This window comes from Pantoea sp. IMH (assembly GCF_000599885.1).
GTDB lineage: Bacteria > Pseudomonadota > Gammaproteobacteria > Enterobacterales > Enterobacteriaceae > Erwinia.
In genome coordinates, this window is sequence record NZ_JFGT01000005.1 from 352,918 (window position 1) to 367,715 (window position 14,798).

The following is a 14,798-nucleotide window of genomic DNA, read 5'->3' on the forward strand; positions in this document are numbered from 1 at the left end:
AGGCGGGCAACACATTTATGATTAATGAGAACTGGTGCAATGGATAAATTTCGTGTGCAGGGTCCCACCCGTCTAAGCGGGGAAGTGACAATCTCTGGCGCCAAAAACGCGGCGCTGCCGATCCTGTTCGCTGCTCTGCTGGCGGAAGAGCCGGTAGAAATTCAGAATGTCCCGAAGCTGAAGGACATTGATACCACTATGAAGTTGTTGAGCCAGCTTGGTGTGAAAACCGAACGTAATGGCTCAGTGCATCTGGATGCCAGCGAGGTCAGCATTTACTGCGCGCCTTACGAACTGGTAAAAACCATGCGGGCTTCGATCTGGGCGCTGGGGCCGCTGGTGGCACGTTTTGGTCATGGTGAGGTATCACTACCCGGCGGCTGTGCTATCGGTGCCCGTCCTGTAGATTTGCATATTACTGGTCTGGAACAACTGGGTGCAGAAATCCGGCTGGAAGAAGGTTACGTTAAAGCGTCCGTTAATGGCCGTCTGAAAGGCGCGCATATCGTCATGGATAAGGTCAGCGTAGGCGCAACGGTCACTATCATGAGCGCCGCGACGTTGGCGACGGGCACGACGGTGATCGAAAATGCTGCCCGGGAACCAGAGATTGTTGATACCGCAAACTTCCTCAACACGCTGGGCGCGAAGATCAGCGGTGCCGGCAGCGATCGCATTACGATCGAGGGCGTGGAACGGCTGGGCGGCGGCGTTTATCGCGTGCTTCCCGATCGTATCGAAACCGGAACTTTCCTGATCGCGGCGGCGATTTCAGGCGGTAAGGTTATCTGCCGGAACACTCAGCCTGATACGCTTGATGCCGTTCTGGCAAAACTGCGCGAAGCCGGGGCGGATATAGAGCTGGGTGAAGACTGGATCAGTCTGGATATGCACGGCAAGCGACCTAAAGCCGTGAATTTCCGTACGGCACCCCATCCGGGTTTCCCGACCGATATGCAGGCGCAATTCAGCCTGTTGAATCTGGTCGCGGAAGGCACCGGCGTGATAACAGAAACTATCTTTGAAAACAGGTATATGCATGTTCCTGAGCTGATCCGTATGGGCGCTCATGCTGAAATAGAAAGCAATACGCTTATCTGTCACGGCGTGGAGACGCTTTCCGGCGCGCAGGTCATGGCGACCGACCTTCGTGCTTCAGCCAGCCTGGTGCTGGCTGGCTGTATTGCAGAAGGAACGACGACGGTCGATCGTATTTATCATATCGATCGCGGCTACGAGCATATCGAAGATAAGCTTAAAGCATTAGGGGCCAATATTGAGCGCGTAAGCGGCGAAGAGTAAGCGTCACTACGTGAGTAAACAGGGGCAATAGCATCGCTATTGCCCTTTTCTGTTTTCACGGATCAGCCGTTTGCGATCGATTAGCGTATGGCTCACCGGATCGTAATAGCGGCTGGGCCAGATCTCAGCTGGATGGACATTGAGCGCATCTGCAATCAGCCATTCACCTTTTGGCCATGGGCGAAACAGCGCATTGGCGAGTGTTGAAGAACTGAGTCCTGCCTCACGTGATACCTTCGCGAGAGAGGTTCCCTGTTTCCGAAGCGCCGCAATAATGTCAGCGTTATGCCAGTCTTTCTTTATCCGTTGCATGCGTTATCCTCCTTGTACACATGATTTCAGGAAGCTTTAAGCTTAACTTGTTATGCAAACATCTGTCTGAATAAGGGGTTATGTCAAAAACCTCTTTCAGATCAGTTGATGAGTGCGTGTTAGTTTATAGCAATAATAAGCTTGTTATTTCCAATAATTTCCGTAAATCATGTAGTTTTTGCGTGCTTTTACGCAAAAAAAGCGCAAATGTGGCGAGGGTTTCATTGCAGGGGAGAGAATAAATCAGACTGGCTGAGAAGAAGTAACAGAGCGCGGAGAACCGCGCCTGTAATGATTAAAATTCGCGTTGTACTGACATATGCGCTATCGCTTCCAGCGCACTGCGCCACGGTGACTCCGGCAGCACTTGCAGGGCGGCAATCGCTTTATCGGCTTCCTGTTCAGCGACCTGCCGTGTCCACGCCAGTGAACCGCAGAGGCGCATAGTTTCGAGAACGGGTTCCAGCAGGTGGCGCCCGTTACCCTGTTCGATGGCGCCCCGGATCATTGCGCTCTGCTCGGGAGTACCGTTACGCATAGCATGAAGAAGCGGCAGCGTCGGTTTACCCTCGCTAAGGTCATCACCGACGTTTTTACCCAGCGTTTTGCCATCTGCGCTGTAATCCAGCAGATCGTCAATAAGCTGAAACGCCGTACCGATGTAACGGCCATAATCCTGTAGCCCTTTCTCCTGTTCTGGCGTGGCGGCAGCCAGAATAGCCGACGACTGCGCGGCAGCTTCAAACAGACGCGCTGTTTTACTGTAGATCACCCGCATATAGCTCTCTTCAGTAATATCGGGATCGTTACAGTTCATCAGCTGCAGCACTTCGCCCTCAGCAATGACGTTAACGGCTTCGGACATCAGCGCCAGTACGCGCAGTGAGCCAAGGCTGGTCATCATCTGGAAAGCGCGGGTGTAGATAAAATCACCCACCAGCACGCTGGCCGCATTGCCGAAGGCTGCGTTTGCGGTCGCTTTGCCGCGGCGCATATCAGATTCGTCCACGACGTCATCATGCAACAGCGTGGCCGTATGGATGAATTCAATCAGCGCGGCGACGGTAACGTGCTGTTTTCCCGTATAGTCCAGGGCCCGCGCTGCGAGGACGGCAATCATCGGGCGAATGCGTTTCCCACCGCCGCTGATGATGTAGTAGCCCAGCTGATTGATGAGGGTGACCTCAGAATTCAGCTGTTCGAGTATGGTTGCATTGACGTCCGCCATGTCCTGCGCGGTGAGTTCGTTTATCTGTTCTAAGTTCATCAGTCTGTTCAGCTATTGCTCAATATGCTGCTAGGATAAGCGTCTTTACCGGTGCCTGCGGCATGTAATGTATAACAGATTGTACTTGAAAATGACGGCCTTGAAACGTTTGCATTCGATTAGCGTTTTTTTTCTGCAATACGGCGCAACAGACACTTGTCATTACCGCTGAATTTGCGTAGAATTCGCGCCCTATTGTGAATATTTATAGCGCAGCCTGAAACCATGACGGCAAGCGCGAGAGCGGAGTTTTATATGTACGCGGTTTTCCAAAGTGGTGGTAAACAACACCGAGTAAGCGAAGGTCAGACCGTTCGCCTGGAAAAGCTGGACATCGCAACCGGCGAAACAATTGAATTCGACCAGGTTCTGATGATCGCTAATGGCGAAGACGTAACTATCGGCGCGCCGTTAGTTTCAGGTGGCGTGATCAAAGCAGAAATCATTGCTCATGGTCGTGGCGATAAAATTAAAATCGTTAAGTTCCGTCGCCGTAAGCATTATCGTAAGCAGCAGGGTCACCGTCAGTGGTTTACTGACGTGAAGATCACTGGCATCAGCGCCTAAGAGGAGATCTGACACATGGCACACAAAAAGGCTGGCGGTTCCACTCGAAATGGCCGCGATTCCAATGCAAAACGTCTGGGTGTTAAGCGTTTTGGCGGCGAATCTGTTCTGGCAGGTAGCATCATCGTTCGTCAGCGTGGCACCAAATTCCACGCAGGCACCAACGTAGGCTGCGGCCGTGACCATACCCTGTTTGCAACAGCAACGGGTAAAGTCCTGTTCGAAGTGAAAGGCCCGAACAACCGTAAATATATCAGCATCGTTGCTGAGTAAGGTTTTCGAGCCTGAAAGCGGTACCTGATACCGCTTTCAGCAGCGAATCGAAAAGCCCCGCTATGATTGCGGGGCTTTTTACATTCTGCTTTTCAGTTTGCAATAGTGCCGCAGGCACCTGCGGGTTGACAGCATTACGCATATTTGCTGTACACTTTATATTCAGCTGCACGATGTCTTATGGCGGATCCCCTTTCTGGTAATGACGCGAAGACAGGATTTGCGGCTCCAGATACCCTGTTTCCGTCACCCGACATCGCTGTTGGCCACGACGGATCACCCCCGGCCTGAGACGTATTTTGCGCCGGGTGAATGATTTACGGAGAAGTAACATGAAGTTTGTTGATGAAGCGACGATCCTCGTTGCTGCGGGCGATGGCGGCAATGGCTGCGTCAGCTTCCGTCGTGAGAAATATATTCCCCGGGGCGGCCCTGATGGCGGTGACGGTGGCGACGGCGGCGACGTTTATATGCAGGCCGACGAAAACCTGAACACCCTGATCGACTATCGTTTTGAAAAATCTTTCCGTGCAGAGCGTGGGCAGAATGGTCAGAGTCGCGACTGTACCGGTAAGCGTGGCAAAGATATCACCATTAAAGTCCCAGTCGGGACACGTATCATTGACCAGGGTACCGGCGAAACGCTGGGTGATATGACGCACCACGGCCAGGTTCACATGGTCGCTAAAGGTGGCTGGCACGGCCTGGGAAACACCCGCTTTAAATCATCCGTAAACCGTTCTCCGCGCCAGAAAACGATGGGAACGCCGGGCGAGAAACGCGATCTTCAGCTGGAGCTGATGCTGCTGGCTGACGTGGGGATGCTGGGGTTACCTAACGCCGGTAAATCGACCTTTATCCGTGCTGTTTCGGCCGCTAAACCCAAAGTAGCGGATTATCCGTTTACCACGCTGGTGCCTAGCCTGGGCGTGGTACGTATGGACAGCGAGCAAAGCTTCGTGGTGGCCGATATTCCAGGTCTGATCGAAGGCGCCTCTGATGGCGCAGGCCTGGGGATCCGTTTCCTTAAGCATCTGGAACGTTGCCGGGTATTGCTGCACACCATCGATCTTGCACCTATCGACGAATCAGATCCGGTCGAAAATGCCCGCATTATTCTCGGTGAGCTTGAGAAGTACAGCGAGAAGTTATTTAACAAACCGCGCTGGCTGGTATTCAACAAAGTTGACCTGCTGGATCAGGAAGAGGCGGAAGCGCGCGCTAAAGCCATTGCCGAGGCACTGGGCTGGACGGACAAATACTATCTGATCTCAGCGGCTAATCGCATTGGTGTAAAAGAGCTGTGCTGGGATGTGATGTCCTTTATCAACGCGAACCCGAAAGAAGCTGAACTGGCCGCGAAAGAGCCGGAGAAAGTTGAATTCATGTGGGATGACTACCATCGTCAGCAGCTTGAGGAAGCCGATGCGGCGGCCGTTGAAGACGACGACGAGTGGGATGAAGAGTGGGACGATGAGGACGACGAAGGCGTCGAATTCATCTACCAGCGCTGACAGGCAAAAGGGACACGAAATGTGTCCCTTTTTTATAGGTTATTGCCAGGCTTTCAGCAACGTTCGGGCAGCCTGAAGGGCGGGAACATCTGACGTGATAAGTTTTGGTGGGCTGAAAAAAGCAGGGCTGATGATGGCGCCGAAAGCGTAACAACCGCAGCGGAATAGCGCGTCGCTGCGGTTATCAGTCCGGATCGGATCGCCGTCAGTTATTCTGGTACACATCCTTATAAAGCCGGCTTTCAAAACGCACCAGCGGAATACGGCGCTGGCGATGATCCTTCGGCGGCACAGCATAGCCGGAAAGGAACTGAACGAACGCCACGCGCTGCCCGCTGGCGGTAGTCATAAAGCCAGCGAGATTATAAACGCCCTGTAGCGATCCGGTTTTGGCTGAGACCTTGCCATCCACGCCCGCCTCATGCAGCCCGCCGCGATAGCGTAAGGTGCCGTCATAGCCTGCCAGCGGCAGCAGAGAGATAAAGTTAAGCTCACGATCGTTTTGCGCAATGTACTGCAATACTTTCATCATTGTTGCGGGGGAAATCAGGTCGTGACGAGACAGGCCAGATCCATCGACCTGAATGCTGTTGCCGAGATCAATATCCGCTTTCTGACGAAGGATCTGCCGCACGGCATCCGATCCCGCGCGCCAGGTTCCCGGCACACCAAAACGCTCATGACCAATGGTACGAAACACCGTATCGGCAATCATATTATCCGATTTTTTCAGCATGATTTTCAGCAGGTCATGCAGCGGCGCTGACTGGGTGCTGGCGAGGACGCTCGCGGGCGGGGTGACCAGTCGCTGGCGTACCAGATGACCAGTGTAATCAATCCCTGCTGACTGGAGCTCTGCTTTCAGTAGCGCACCGGCATAGCTGGCTCCGTCCTGGATAGCAAACGCCAGGGGTAAAGGCTCTGTGCGCTGCATCATACAGCCTGTGAGAGTAAAGCGGTTAAGCTCTCCCGGCACCACGTCCAGTTCACAATATTGTGCCTCAGGAGAACCTTTGGCCAGCGTACGGACCTGACTGAACATATTAACCGGATAGAACGAGGCGACGCGGATAAAGGCGTTATCACCCGCAGTGGGTGCGCTGTAAAGTGAAACGGAGAAGCAGTTCCGGTCAACGATAGCCGCTGCGGGCGGCGCACTGAAGCATTGCGTCATATCATTCCACGGCCAGCCGGGGGCCTGGTCATGGCTGGCGAAGACGGACGTATCAATCACCAGGTTGCCTTTAATATGCTGGACGCCTTGTTTTCTGAGCGTCGCCACCATATTACGCAGATCCTGACGCGTCAGCGTGGGATCGCCGCCAAAGCGCGCCACAAGGTCGCCCTCCAGCGTATCACCGCTCAGGCTGCCTTTACTCTCCAGTTGAGTATGAAAACGGTAGTCGGGACCAAGCTGTAGCAGCGCGGCCAGCGCAGTAATCACCTTAATCGTACTGGCTGGCAGTGCCATCTGCTGGCTGTTGTAGTCGACAGAAGGTGTGCTTTCGCCTATTTTTTGCACCATTAGCGCCAGGTTTGCGCCTTCGGGTAAATATTTAACGTAGTTTTCAACTGGAGCAGCCTGGGCATTCAGCATAAATGCGCAGGTTAAGCCCGCAACAATTCTTAAAAATCGCATAATCTCGCGTTTACTGGCAGGTGATGCAGCCATACTACGGTGCATTACGGTGGAAAGTAAACGATGACCCATAAGGAACTCTGGGGTAAAATACGTATCAAAATGCAAAACCTGCCGGGTCCTGAGCTTTCCTCCGGGCCAGGTTTCTTTCGTTTGTAATTCAGTGGCAAGCGCCGCAGAACGCTTTTTCTGCATTAACCTGTCAGGATGACGAAATTTTGCACAGGACCGACTTTACGAGGTATTGAGATGAATCAGATTCCGATGACGTTAAGGGGCGCAGAGAAGCTGCGCGAAGAGCTCGAAGAGCTGAAAACCGTTAAACGCCCCAGAATTATTGCCTCAATTGCTGACGCACGTGAGCATGGCGATCTGAAAGAAAACGCTGAGTATCATGCTGCACGTGAAGAGCAGGGCTTCTGTGAAGGCCGTATCCAGGAAATCGAAGCGAAACTGTCGAACGCGCAGGTGATTGACGTCACAAAAATGAACGCGAATGGTCGGGTGATCTTCGGTTCTACCGTCACCGTGCTGAATCTGGACAGTGATGAGGAGTCAACCTATCGCATCGTCGGTGATGACGAGGCTGACTTTAAGCAAAATCTGATTTCTGTGAACTCGCCCATGGCGCGGGGCCTGATTGGCAAAGAAGTGGATGATGTTACCGTCATCAAAACGCCGGGCGGCGATGTAGAATATGAGATTCTTAAAATCGAATATCTCTGATTTCTGCTACGCTGACCAGGTCAGTGTAATGTAAAGAAAGGAAAAAGGCCGCTAAGCGGCCTTTTATCAACATCAGGAGCGTGGCACCTTTCTCTCCACTCAGGTTAAGGAGTCTCTCCCAACCTTAGCGTGGAATGGTGATTTTTCGTTCTTTCGTTGGACGGTACAGCACCAGCGTCTTGCCGATGACCTGCACGTTAACCGCACGGGTTTCACGCACGATGGCCTCAACAACAAGGTTTTTTGTCTCACGGTCTTCCGTGGCGATTTTCACCTTGATGAGTTCGTGGTGCTCCAGTGCCTGTTCGATCTCAGCCAGCACCCCTTCGGTCAGACCATTGTTGCCGAGCATAACGACCGGCTTCAGCGGATGAGCCAGTCCTTTCAGGTGCTGTTTTTGTTTGGTACTCAGATTCATCGTATTTTTTACTTACATTGGGATTGAAAACGGGTCATTCTACCGCCATCTCAGGTGTATCACCAAATCGGCGTGCTGATTTGCGCGGTTTATTTATCGCATACGTTGAATCATAGTTGGAAATTGTATGACTGGTAAAAAGCGTTCGGCCAGTTCCAGCCGCTGGCTACAGGAACACTTTAGCGATAAATATGTGCTTCAGGCACAGAAAAAAGGGCTGCGCTCGCGCGCCTGGTTTAAACTTGATGAAATACAGCAAGGCGATAAGCTCTTTAAGCCTGGCATGACCGTTGTGGATTTGGGCGCAGCCCCGGGCGGCTGGTCTCAATATGTGGTCACGCAGATTGGATCTAAAGGGCGAGTAATCGCCTGTGATATCCTACCGATGGATCCTATCGTTGGTGTCGATTTCCTTCAGGGTGACTTTCGTGATGAACTGGTCCTGAAAGCCCTGTTGGAGCGTGTTGGTGATAAAAAAGTGCAGGTTGTGATGTCCGATATGGCACCCAACATGACCGGCACGCCAGCCGTTGATATCCCCCGATCGATGTATTTAGTCGAACTTGCGCTGGATATGTGTCGTGATGTACTGGCACCCGGCGGCAGTTTTTTAGTGAAAGTATTTCAGGGAGATGGCTTTGAAGATTACCTCCGGGAAATTCGCTCCCTGTTTACGAAAGTAAAAATTCGTAAGCCGGACGCTTCACGCTCTCGTTCGCGTGAAGTGTACATTGTAGCGACAGGGCGCAAAATATAGCCATCACAGGTGGTTTCGCGGCAGAGCGGCAGACGCAGCTTCATTCTGATTTACATAATAAGTCAGTCAGAGTGAGACGCAGTCAGCATCGCAGCGATTCCAACCAGGATGGTTATATAGTACCCTACGCTGTCTGTTAACACCGTTGTAAGAAGAGGTTAATCCCTTGAGTGACATGGCGAAAAACCTGATTCTCTGGTTAGTCATCGCAGTCGTGCTGATGTCTGTATTCCAGAGCTTTGGGCCCAGCGAGTCGAATGGCCGTAGGGTTGATTACTCTACCTTCCTGTCTGAAGTGAACCAGGATCAGGTCCGCGAGGCGCGTATTAACGGGCGTGAAATCAACGTTACCAAAAAAGACAGTAATAAATACACGACCTACATCCCCGTCAACGATCCCAAGTTGCTCGATAACCTGTTGACTAAAAATGTAAAAGTGGTTGGTGAACCGCCGGAAGAACCGAGCCTGCTGGCGTCGATTTTCATCTCCTGGTTCCCAATGCTGTTACTTATCGGTGTCTGGATCTTCTTTATGCGTCAGATGCAGGGCGGCGGCGGAAAGGGCGCGATGTCCTTCGGCAAAAGCAAAGCCCGTATGCTGACGGAAGATCAGATCAAAACGACTTTTGGTGATGTGGCTGGTTGCGACGAAGCGAAAGAAGAAGTGAGCGAACTGGTTGAATACCTGCGCGAACCGAGCCGCTTCCAGAAACTCGGCGGTAAGATTCCGAAAGGCGTGCTGATGGTAGGCCCGCCGGGTACCGGTAAAACATTGCTGGCTAAGGCGATCGCTGGCGAAGCGAAAGTGCCATTCTTCACCATCTCCGGCTCCGACTTCGTTGAAATGTTTGTTGGCGTGGGTGCATCCCGCGTCCGCGATATGTTTGAGCAGGCGAAAAAAGCTGCACCTTGCATTATCTTTATCGATGAGATTGATGCCGTAGGTCGCCAGCGTGGCGCAGGTCTGGGCGGTGGTCACGACGAGCGCGAGCAGACGCTGAACCAGATGCTGGTTGAGATGGATGGGTTTGAAGGCAATGAAGGCATTATCGTCATCGCCGCAACTAACCGTCCGGATGTGCTTGACCCCGCGCTGCTGCGTCCAGGCCGCTTTGACCGTCAGGTGGTGGTTGGTTTGCCAGACGTACGTGGTCGTGAGCAGATTCTGAAAGTGCATATGCGTCGTGTTCCTCTGGCGACGGATATTGATGCATCTGTTATTGCCCGTGGCACGCCTGGCTTCTCCGGTGCGGATCTCGCTAACCTGGTAAACGAAGCCGCGCTGTTTGCTGCGCGCGGAAACCGCCGCGTTGTGTCGATGGTTGAGTTCGAAAAAGCGAAAGATAAAATTATGATGGGTGCGGAACGCCGCTCCATGGTAATGACGGAATCGCAGAAAGAGTCGACCGCCTATCATGAAGCAGGCCACGCTATCATTGGCCGTCTGGTTCCTGAGCATGACCCGGTGCACAAGGTGACGATTATTCCTCGCGGACGTGCTTTAGGTGTGACGTTCTTCCTGCCCGAAGGCGATGCCATCAGCGCCAGCCGTCAGAAGCTTGAAAGTCAGATTTCAACGCTGTACGGCGGTCGTCTGGCCGAAGAGATTATCTATGGTCCTGAGCGTGTTTCTACCGGTGCGTCGAATGACATTAAGGTAGCCACCTCCATTGCACGTAACATGGTGACGCAATGGGGCTTCTCAGAAAAACTTGGCCCGCTGCTCTATGCTGAAGAGGATGGCGAAGTCTTCCTCGGCCGCTCAGTGGCAAAAGCGAAGCATATGTCTGATGAAACCGCGCGCATTATCGACCAGGAAATTAAATCTCTGGTTGAAGGTAACTACCAGCGTGCACGCCGCATCCTGAATGAAAATATGGACATCCTTCACGCGATGAAAGACGCGTTGATGAAGTATGAAACCATTGATGCTCCTCAGATCGATGACCTGATGGCTCGCCGTGAAGTACGGCCACCTGCAGGTTGGGAAGATCCGGGCAGCACCAGTAATTCTGATGACAGCGGTACGCCAAAGGCACCGCGTCCGGTTGATGAACCGCGTACGCCAAACCCAGGCAATACCATGTCCGAGCGGCTGAGCGACAAATAAGTCCCTCTCTGACAGACAAAAAATTGAAACCCCGGCGCCGTCCGGGGTTTTTTATATCCCCGCATTCGTTACACTATCAGCCTGACTGTCCCGCCTGATGTGCATGGAGAAACTCAAACATGAAGCTGTACGCCCGCGATTCCATTCTGGATCTGTCACATCCCCACGTCATGGGGATTTTAAATGTGACGCCGGACTCTTTTTCAGACGGCGGTCAGCATAACGAGTTAATCCGGGCTCTGACGCATGCTAACGAGATGATTAATGCCGGCGCCACCATCATTGATATAGGCGGCGAGTCCACCCGCCCAGGCGCAGCTGAAGTTAGCGTTGAGCAGGAACTGGAACGTGTAATACCTGTGGTTGAAGCTATCGCTCAGCGGTTTGAAGTTTGGGTGTCAGTAGACACTTCCAAGCCTGAAGTCATACGCGAATCAGCGCGCGCTGGGGCGCACATCATCAACGATATTCGCTCCCTGAGCGAACCCGGTGCGCTGGAAGCGGCGGCAGAGACAGGTTTGCCGGTATGCCTGATGCATATGCAGGGCGCGCCTCAGACCATGCAGCAGGCGCCGAAATATGACAACCTTCTGCAAGACGTGAATGATTACTTCGTTGAACAGATTGCACGTTGTGAGCGCGCTGGGATCAAAAAAGCGCAACTGCTGCTCGACCCGGGATTCGGTTTCGGTAAGAATCTCTCCCATAATTATCAGCTACTGGCGCACCTGGCCGACTTTCACCACTTTGGATTACCGCTGCTGGTCGGCATGTCCCGTAAGAGCATGATCGGACAACTCCTGAACGTCGGACCGTCGCAGCGCCTTACCGGCAGCCTGGCTTGTGCGGTCATAGCGGCTATGCAGGGCGCGCATATCCTGCGCGTTCATGATGTTAAAGAAACCGTCGAGGCGATGCGCGTCGTCGAAGCAACACTGTCAGCGAAGGAAATGTAAGGCTATGAGCAATCGTAAGTATTTTGGTACCGATGGCATCCGCGGCAAAGTGGGCGAGTCGCCTATCACTCCTGATTTTGTGCTGAAGCTTGGCTGGGCGGCCGGAAAGGTGCTGGCAAGAAACGGTTCTAAAAAAATCATCATCGGCAAAGATACACGCATCTCCGGTTATATGCTGGAATCTGCCCTTGAAGCTGGCCTGGCGGCCGCCGGACTTTCTGCGGCTTTTACCGGGCCGATGCCGACACCGGCCATTGCCTATCTGACCAGAACTTTCCGCGCTGAAGCAGGTATCGTCATCTCCGCTTCCCATAACCCGTTTGATGATAACGGCATTAAATTTTTCTCGATTGAAGGCACTAAACTGCCTGACGACGTGGAAGAAGCGATTGAGGCAGAGCTTGAGAAGCCGATCACCTGCGTCGAGTCTGCTGCGTTAGGGCGTGCCAGCCGCATTGTTGATGCTGCTGGTCGTTACATCGAATTTTGTAAGGGGACTTTCCCGAGCGAGCTGAGTCTGAACGGCCTTAAGGTCGTGGTGGATTGCGCTAATGGTGCCACATACCACATCGCGCCTAATGTGTTACGTGAGCTGGGCGCCACGGTGATTACGATTGGCATCCAGCCGGATGGCATGAACATTAACAAAGAGTGTGGCGCGACCGACGTGCGGCAGCTTCAGGAGCGCGTCCTGGCTGAAAAAGCCGATGTGGGTCTGGCTTATGATGGCGATGGCGACCGCATCATGATGGTGGATCATCTGGGCCATAAAGTGGATGGTGACCAGATACTTTACATTATCGCCCGTGAGGGTTTACGCCAGGGGCAGCTTCGTGGCGGCGTTGTAGGTACGCTGATGAGCAATATGGGACTTGAGCTGGCGCTGAAGCAGTTGGGTATCCCTTTTGCCCGGGCGAAAGTGGGTGACCGTTACGTGCTGGAAAAACTGCAGGAGAAGGGCTGGCGCCTTGGCGCAGAAAACTCTGGTCACGTCATCCTGCTCGACAAAACCACCACCGGCGACGGTATCGTGGCGGGTTTGCAAGTGCTTACCGCTATGGTGCGTAACCATATGACGCTGCATGACCTTTGCAGTGGCATGAAACTGCTGCCGCAAATTCTGGTGAATGTGCGCTTCAGTGGTACCACAGACCCGCTGGAAGATGAAACCGTGAAAGCGGTAACGGCCGAGGTGGAGAAAGCGCTGAGTGGACGCGGACGTGTGCTACTGCGTAAATCCGGTACCGAGCCGCTTATCCGGGTCATGGTTGAAGGGGAAGATGAAGCTCAGGTCAGCGCGCTGGCGCATCGCATTGCAGATGCGGTGAAAGCAGTGTAATTCTCCTCCGGCCAAAGCGGCCAAAGCGTGAATTTTCCGGGCCGGACAGCCTCAAAAACTGCCCGGCCTGTTTTATTGTTTAGCCAGCAACAAAAGCTCAGGCATACGGCATCCTGACCTGCATTTTTGCTATTAAATCAGTCGTTTTCGCTTAAAAAAAATGCAACCTGACTTTTTTTGCTGTTTTTTTCTGCAGTTGATGAAGGCATGATAAATTGCTCTTGCACAGAAGGGCGGGTTTGGTTAGTATTCACACCCGCTTCTGATGGGTAGCGACAACGCTATCACTCTGACTGGTTTGAAGCTTTTGATGTGCGGTTTCCGCGCAAGGAACAGGTTGAATATGTACGAAGCTCTTTTGGTAGTTTTCCTTATTGTGGCAATCGGCCTTGTAGGTCTGATCATGCTGCAGCAAGGTAAAGGCGCTGATATGGGCGCGTCATTTGGTGCAGGCTCTTCTGCAACGCTGTTTGGTTCTAACGGTTCAGGTAACTTTATGACCCGTATGACCGCAGTGCTGGCAGCATTGTTTTTCATCATCAGCTTGATTCTGGGTAACCTCAACAGCAACAAAACCCAGACAGGAAGCGAGTGGGAAAATCTGACTCAGCCTGCACAGTCGCAGCAGAGCCAGCCAGCTAAACCGGCCTCGCCGGCAAGCGATATCCCACAGTAAGCAGTAAGCGTCACTATTTCGACGCGACAGAAATAAAAAAGTCGCAATCTTTTGTGCCGTGGTGGTGGAATTGGTAGACACGCTACCTTGAGGTGGTAGTGCCCGCATGGGCTTACGGGTTCAAGTCCCGTCCTCGGTACCAAATCTCAGTTTTGCTTGCATTTTATGCAAGATCGGCGTAGTATTTGCCACGTTTTCGGACGCGGGGTGGAGCAGCCTGGTAGCTCGTCGGGCTCATAACCCGAAGGTCGTCGGTTCAAATCCGGCCCCCGCAACCACTTTCCCTTAGAGTTCTTTTTCAAATATACTGTATGCAAGGTAACGCGCATTTCAGCAGATTTTGAAAAAAATTCTTCTGGATTGTGCCGAACCGCCAGTGATGGCGTACAGGGTCCAGTCGCATAAAGCCCCGAATTTTCGGGGTTTTTTGTTATCAGGAAACAGCATACTGGGCTATTAAGCCCTTTTTTTATGTCTTGGGGGTGGGATTGTCCACATTAGAGCAAAAATTGACAGAGCTGATTTCAGCACCGGTTGAAGCGCTAGGCTACGAACTGGTTGGTATTGAGTTTGTACGCGGCCGCACATCCACGTTGCGCATCTATATTGATAGTGAAGATGGCATCACTGTTGATGATTGTGCTGATGTCAGCCACCAGGTAAGCGCCGTATTCGACGTTGAAGATCCGATAACCGTCGCCTACCATCTTGAAGTCTCCTCACCAGGCCTTGAGCGCCCTCTCTTCACCGCTGAGCACTACGCACGATTTACTGGCGAAGAAGTGAGCCTGGTGCTGCGTATGGCCGTACAGAACCGCCGCAAATGGCAGGGAATCATTAAATCTGTTGAAGGTGAAATGATCACTGTTACCGTTGAGGGTAACGACGAAGTGTTCGCGCTGAGCAATATCCAGAAGGCGAACCTGGTTCCCCACTTTTAAG

15 protein-coding genes and 2 tRNA genes are annotated in these 14,798 nt (G+C 52.7%); 13 read left to right on the top strand and 4 right to left on the bottom strand.

Going from position 1 to position 14,798, the window contains the following annotated elements:
• Window positions 1-39: 39 nt before the first annotated feature.
• A complete protein-coding gene (gene murA, locus EA20_RS0109910; protein WP_024966676.1) occupies window positions 40-1,302 on the top strand; it encodes a UDP-N-acetylglucosamine 1-carboxyvinyltransferase in 1,263 nt (420 codons plus the stop codon).
• A 36-nt stretch (window positions 1,303-1,338) separates the two neighbouring features.
• On the opposite strand, the gene EA20_RS0109915 is transcribed toward murA, so the two are convergent.
• Both EA20_RS0109915 and ispB read right to left on the bottom strand, forming a co-directional pair.
• Window positions 1,339-1,614 carry a helix-turn-helix domain-containing protein gene (locus EA20_RS0109915; RefSeq protein ID WP_024966677.1) on the bottom strand — a complete coding sequence of 92 codons (276 nt, stop codon included), beginning with the start codon at window positions 1,612-1,614 and terminating at the stop codon, window positions 1,339-1,341.
• Window positions 1,615-1,909: 295 nt separating this feature from the next.
• On the bottom strand, window positions 1,910-2,881 hold the full coding sequence (ispB, locus tag EA20_RS0109920) for an octaprenyl diphosphate synthase (protein WP_024966678.1): 972 nt from the start codon (window positions 2,879-2,881) through the stop codon (window positions 1,910-1,912).
• A gap of 255 nt (window positions 2,882-3,136) precedes the next feature.
• Here ispB and rplU point away from each other — a divergent pair, with 255 nt between their 5' ends.
• From rplU to cgtA, 3 genes are all read left to right on the top strand, one after another.
• Entirely contained in the window at window positions 3,137-3,448 is a 312-nt protein-coding gene (gene rplU / locus EA20_RS0109925) for a 50S ribosomal protein L21 (protein WP_024966679.1), read from the top strand.
• Between the two features lie 15 nt (window positions 3,449-3,463).
• Window positions 3,464-3,721: a 50S ribosomal protein L27 gene (gene rpmA, locus EA20_RS0109930; RefSeq protein ID WP_004155107.1), complete on the top strand. Its 258-nt coding sequence runs from the start codon at window positions 3,464-3,466 to the stop codon at window positions 3,719-3,721.
• 332 nt (window positions 3,722-4,053) lie between these two features.
• Window positions 4,054-5,235 carry an Obg family GTPase CgtA gene (gene cgtA, locus EA20_RS0109935; RefSeq protein WP_024966680.1) on the top strand — a complete coding sequence of 394 codons (1,182 nt, stop codon included), beginning with the start codon at window positions 4,054-4,056 and terminating at the stop codon, window positions 5,233-5,235.
• Between the two features lie 205 nt (window positions 5,236-5,440).
• On the opposite strand, the gene dacB is transcribed toward cgtA, so the two are convergent.
• A complete protein-coding gene (gene dacB / locus EA20_RS0109940; RefSeq protein ID WP_024966681.1) occupies window positions 5,441-6,874 on the bottom strand; it encodes a serine-type D-Ala-D-Ala carboxypeptidase in 1,434 nt (477 codons plus the stop codon).
• A 249-nt stretch (window positions 6,875-7,123) separates the two neighbouring features.
• Between dacB and greA the strand changes: the two genes are divergently transcribed.
• On the top strand, window positions 7,124-7,600 hold the full coding sequence (gene greA / locus EA20_RS0109945; protein WP_024966682.1) for a transcription elongation factor GreA: 477 nt from the start codon (window positions 7,124-7,126) through the stop codon (window positions 7,598-7,600).
• A 124-nt stretch (window positions 7,601-7,724) separates the two neighbouring features.
• On the opposite strand, the gene yhbY is transcribed toward greA, so the two are convergent.
• Window positions 7,725-8,018 (bottom strand): ribosome assembly RNA-binding protein YhbY, encoded by a 294-nt coding sequence (yhbY, locus tag EA20_RS0109950; protein WP_024966683.1) that lies wholly within the window; start codon window positions 8,016-8,018, stop codon window positions 7,725-7,727.
• A 127-nt stretch (window positions 8,019-8,145) separates the two neighbouring features.
• Here yhbY and rlmE point away from each other — a divergent pair, with 127 nt between their 5' ends.
• The 8 genes from rlmE to rimP all read left to right on the top strand — a co-directional run bounded on the left by rlmE (window position 8,146) and on the right by rimP (window position 14,797).
• Entirely contained in the window at window positions 8,146-8,775 is a 630-nt protein-coding gene (gene rlmE / locus EA20_RS0109955) for a 23S rRNA (uridine(2552)-2'-O)-methyltransferase RlmE (protein WP_024966684.1), read from the top strand.
• Window positions 8,776-8,950: 175 nt separating this feature from the next.
• The gene (ftsH, locus tag EA20_RS0109960; RefSeq protein WP_024966685.1) at window positions 8,951-10,885 is read left to right on the top strand and encodes an ATP-dependent zinc metalloprotease FtsH; all 1,935 of its coding nucleotides are present in this window, start codon (window positions 8,951-8,953) and stop codon (window positions 10,883-10,885) included.
• Between the two features lie 119 nt (window positions 10,886-11,004).
• Window positions 11,005-11,841 carry a dihydropteroate synthase gene (gene folP / locus EA20_RS0109965; RefSeq protein WP_024966686.1) on the top strand — a complete coding sequence of 279 codons (837 nt, stop codon included), beginning with the start codon at window positions 11,005-11,007 and terminating at the stop codon, window positions 11,839-11,841.
• 4 nt (window positions 11,842-11,845) lie between these two features.
• A complete protein-coding gene (gene glmM, locus EA20_RS0109970; protein WP_024966687.1) occupies window positions 11,846-13,180 on the top strand; it encodes a phosphoglucosamine mutase in 1,335 nt (444 codons plus the stop codon).
• A gap of 343 nt (window positions 13,181-13,523) precedes the next feature.
• Complete coding sequence (gene secG, locus EA20_RS0109980; protein WP_024966688.1) at window positions 13,524-13,856, top strand: preprotein translocase subunit SecG; 333 nt, start codon at window positions 13,524-13,526, stop codon at window positions 13,854-13,856.
• Window positions 13,857-13,911: 55 nt separating this feature from the next.
• Window positions 13,912-13,998: transfer RNA gene (locus EA20_RS0109985), tRNA-Leu, on the top strand.
• A 59-nt stretch (window positions 13,999-14,057) separates the two neighbouring features.
• A tRNA-Met gene (locus tag EA20_RS0109990) sits at window positions 14,058-14,134 on the top strand.
• A 210-nt stretch (window positions 14,135-14,344) separates the two neighbouring features.
• On the top strand, window positions 14,345-14,797 hold the full coding sequence (gene rimP / locus EA20_RS0109995; RefSeq protein ID WP_024966689.1) for a ribosome maturation factor RimP: 453 nt from the start codon (window positions 14,345-14,347) through the stop codon (window positions 14,795-14,797).
• Window position 14,798 lies beyond the last annotated feature (1 nt).

Bases quoted from the DNA above. Each gene is read 5' to 3' on its own strand.
- murA (WP_024966676.1), top strand. From the start codon at position 40: ATGGATAAATTTCGTGTGCAGGGTCCCACCCGTCTAAGCGGGGAAGTG.
- EA20_RS0109915 (WP_024966677.1), bottom strand. From the start codon at position 1,614: ATGCAACGGATAAAGAAAGACTGGCATAACGCTGACATTATTGCGGCG.
- ispB (WP_024966678.1), bottom strand. From the start codon at position 2,881: ATGAACTTAGAACAGATAAACGAACTCACCGCGCAGGACATGGCGGAC.
- rplU (WP_024966679.1), top strand. From the start codon at position 3,137: ATGTACGCGGTTTTCCAAAGTGGTGGTAAACAACACCGAGTAAGCGAA.
- rpmA (WP_004155107.1), top strand. From the start codon at position 3,464: ATGGCACACAAAAAGGCTGGCGGTTCCACTCGAAATGGCCGCGATTCC.
- cgtA (WP_024966680.1), top strand. From the start codon at position 4,054: ATGAAGTTTGTTGATGAAGCGACGATCCTCGTTGCTGCGGGCGATGGC.
- dacB (WP_024966681.1), bottom strand. From the start codon at position 6,874: ATGCGATTTTTAAGAATTGTTGCGGGCTTAACCTGCGCATTTATGCTG.
- greA (WP_024966682.1), top strand. From the start codon at position 7,124: ATGAATCAGATTCCGATGACGTTAAGGGGCGCAGAGAAGCTGCGCGAA.
- yhbY (WP_024966683.1), bottom strand. From the start codon at position 8,018: ATGAATCTGAGTACCAAACAAAAACAGCACCTGAAAGGACTGGCTCAT.
- rlmE (WP_024966684.1), top strand. From the start codon at position 8,146: ATGACTGGTAAAAAGCGTTCGGCCAGTTCCAGCCGCTGGCTACAGGAA.
- ftsH (WP_024966685.1), top strand. From the start codon at position 8,951: ATGGCGAAAAACCTGATTCTCTGGTTAGTCATCGCAGTCGTGCTGATG.
- folP (WP_024966686.1), top strand. From the start codon at position 11,005: ATGAAGCTGTACGCCCGCGATTCCATTCTGGATCTGTCACATCCCCAC.
- glmM (WP_024966687.1), top strand. From the start codon at position 11,846: ATGAGCAATCGTAAGTATTTTGGTACCGATGGCATCCGCGGCAAAGTG.
- secG (WP_024966688.1), top strand. From the start codon at position 13,524: ATGTACGAAGCTCTTTTGGTAGTTTTCCTTATTGTGGCAATCGGCCTT.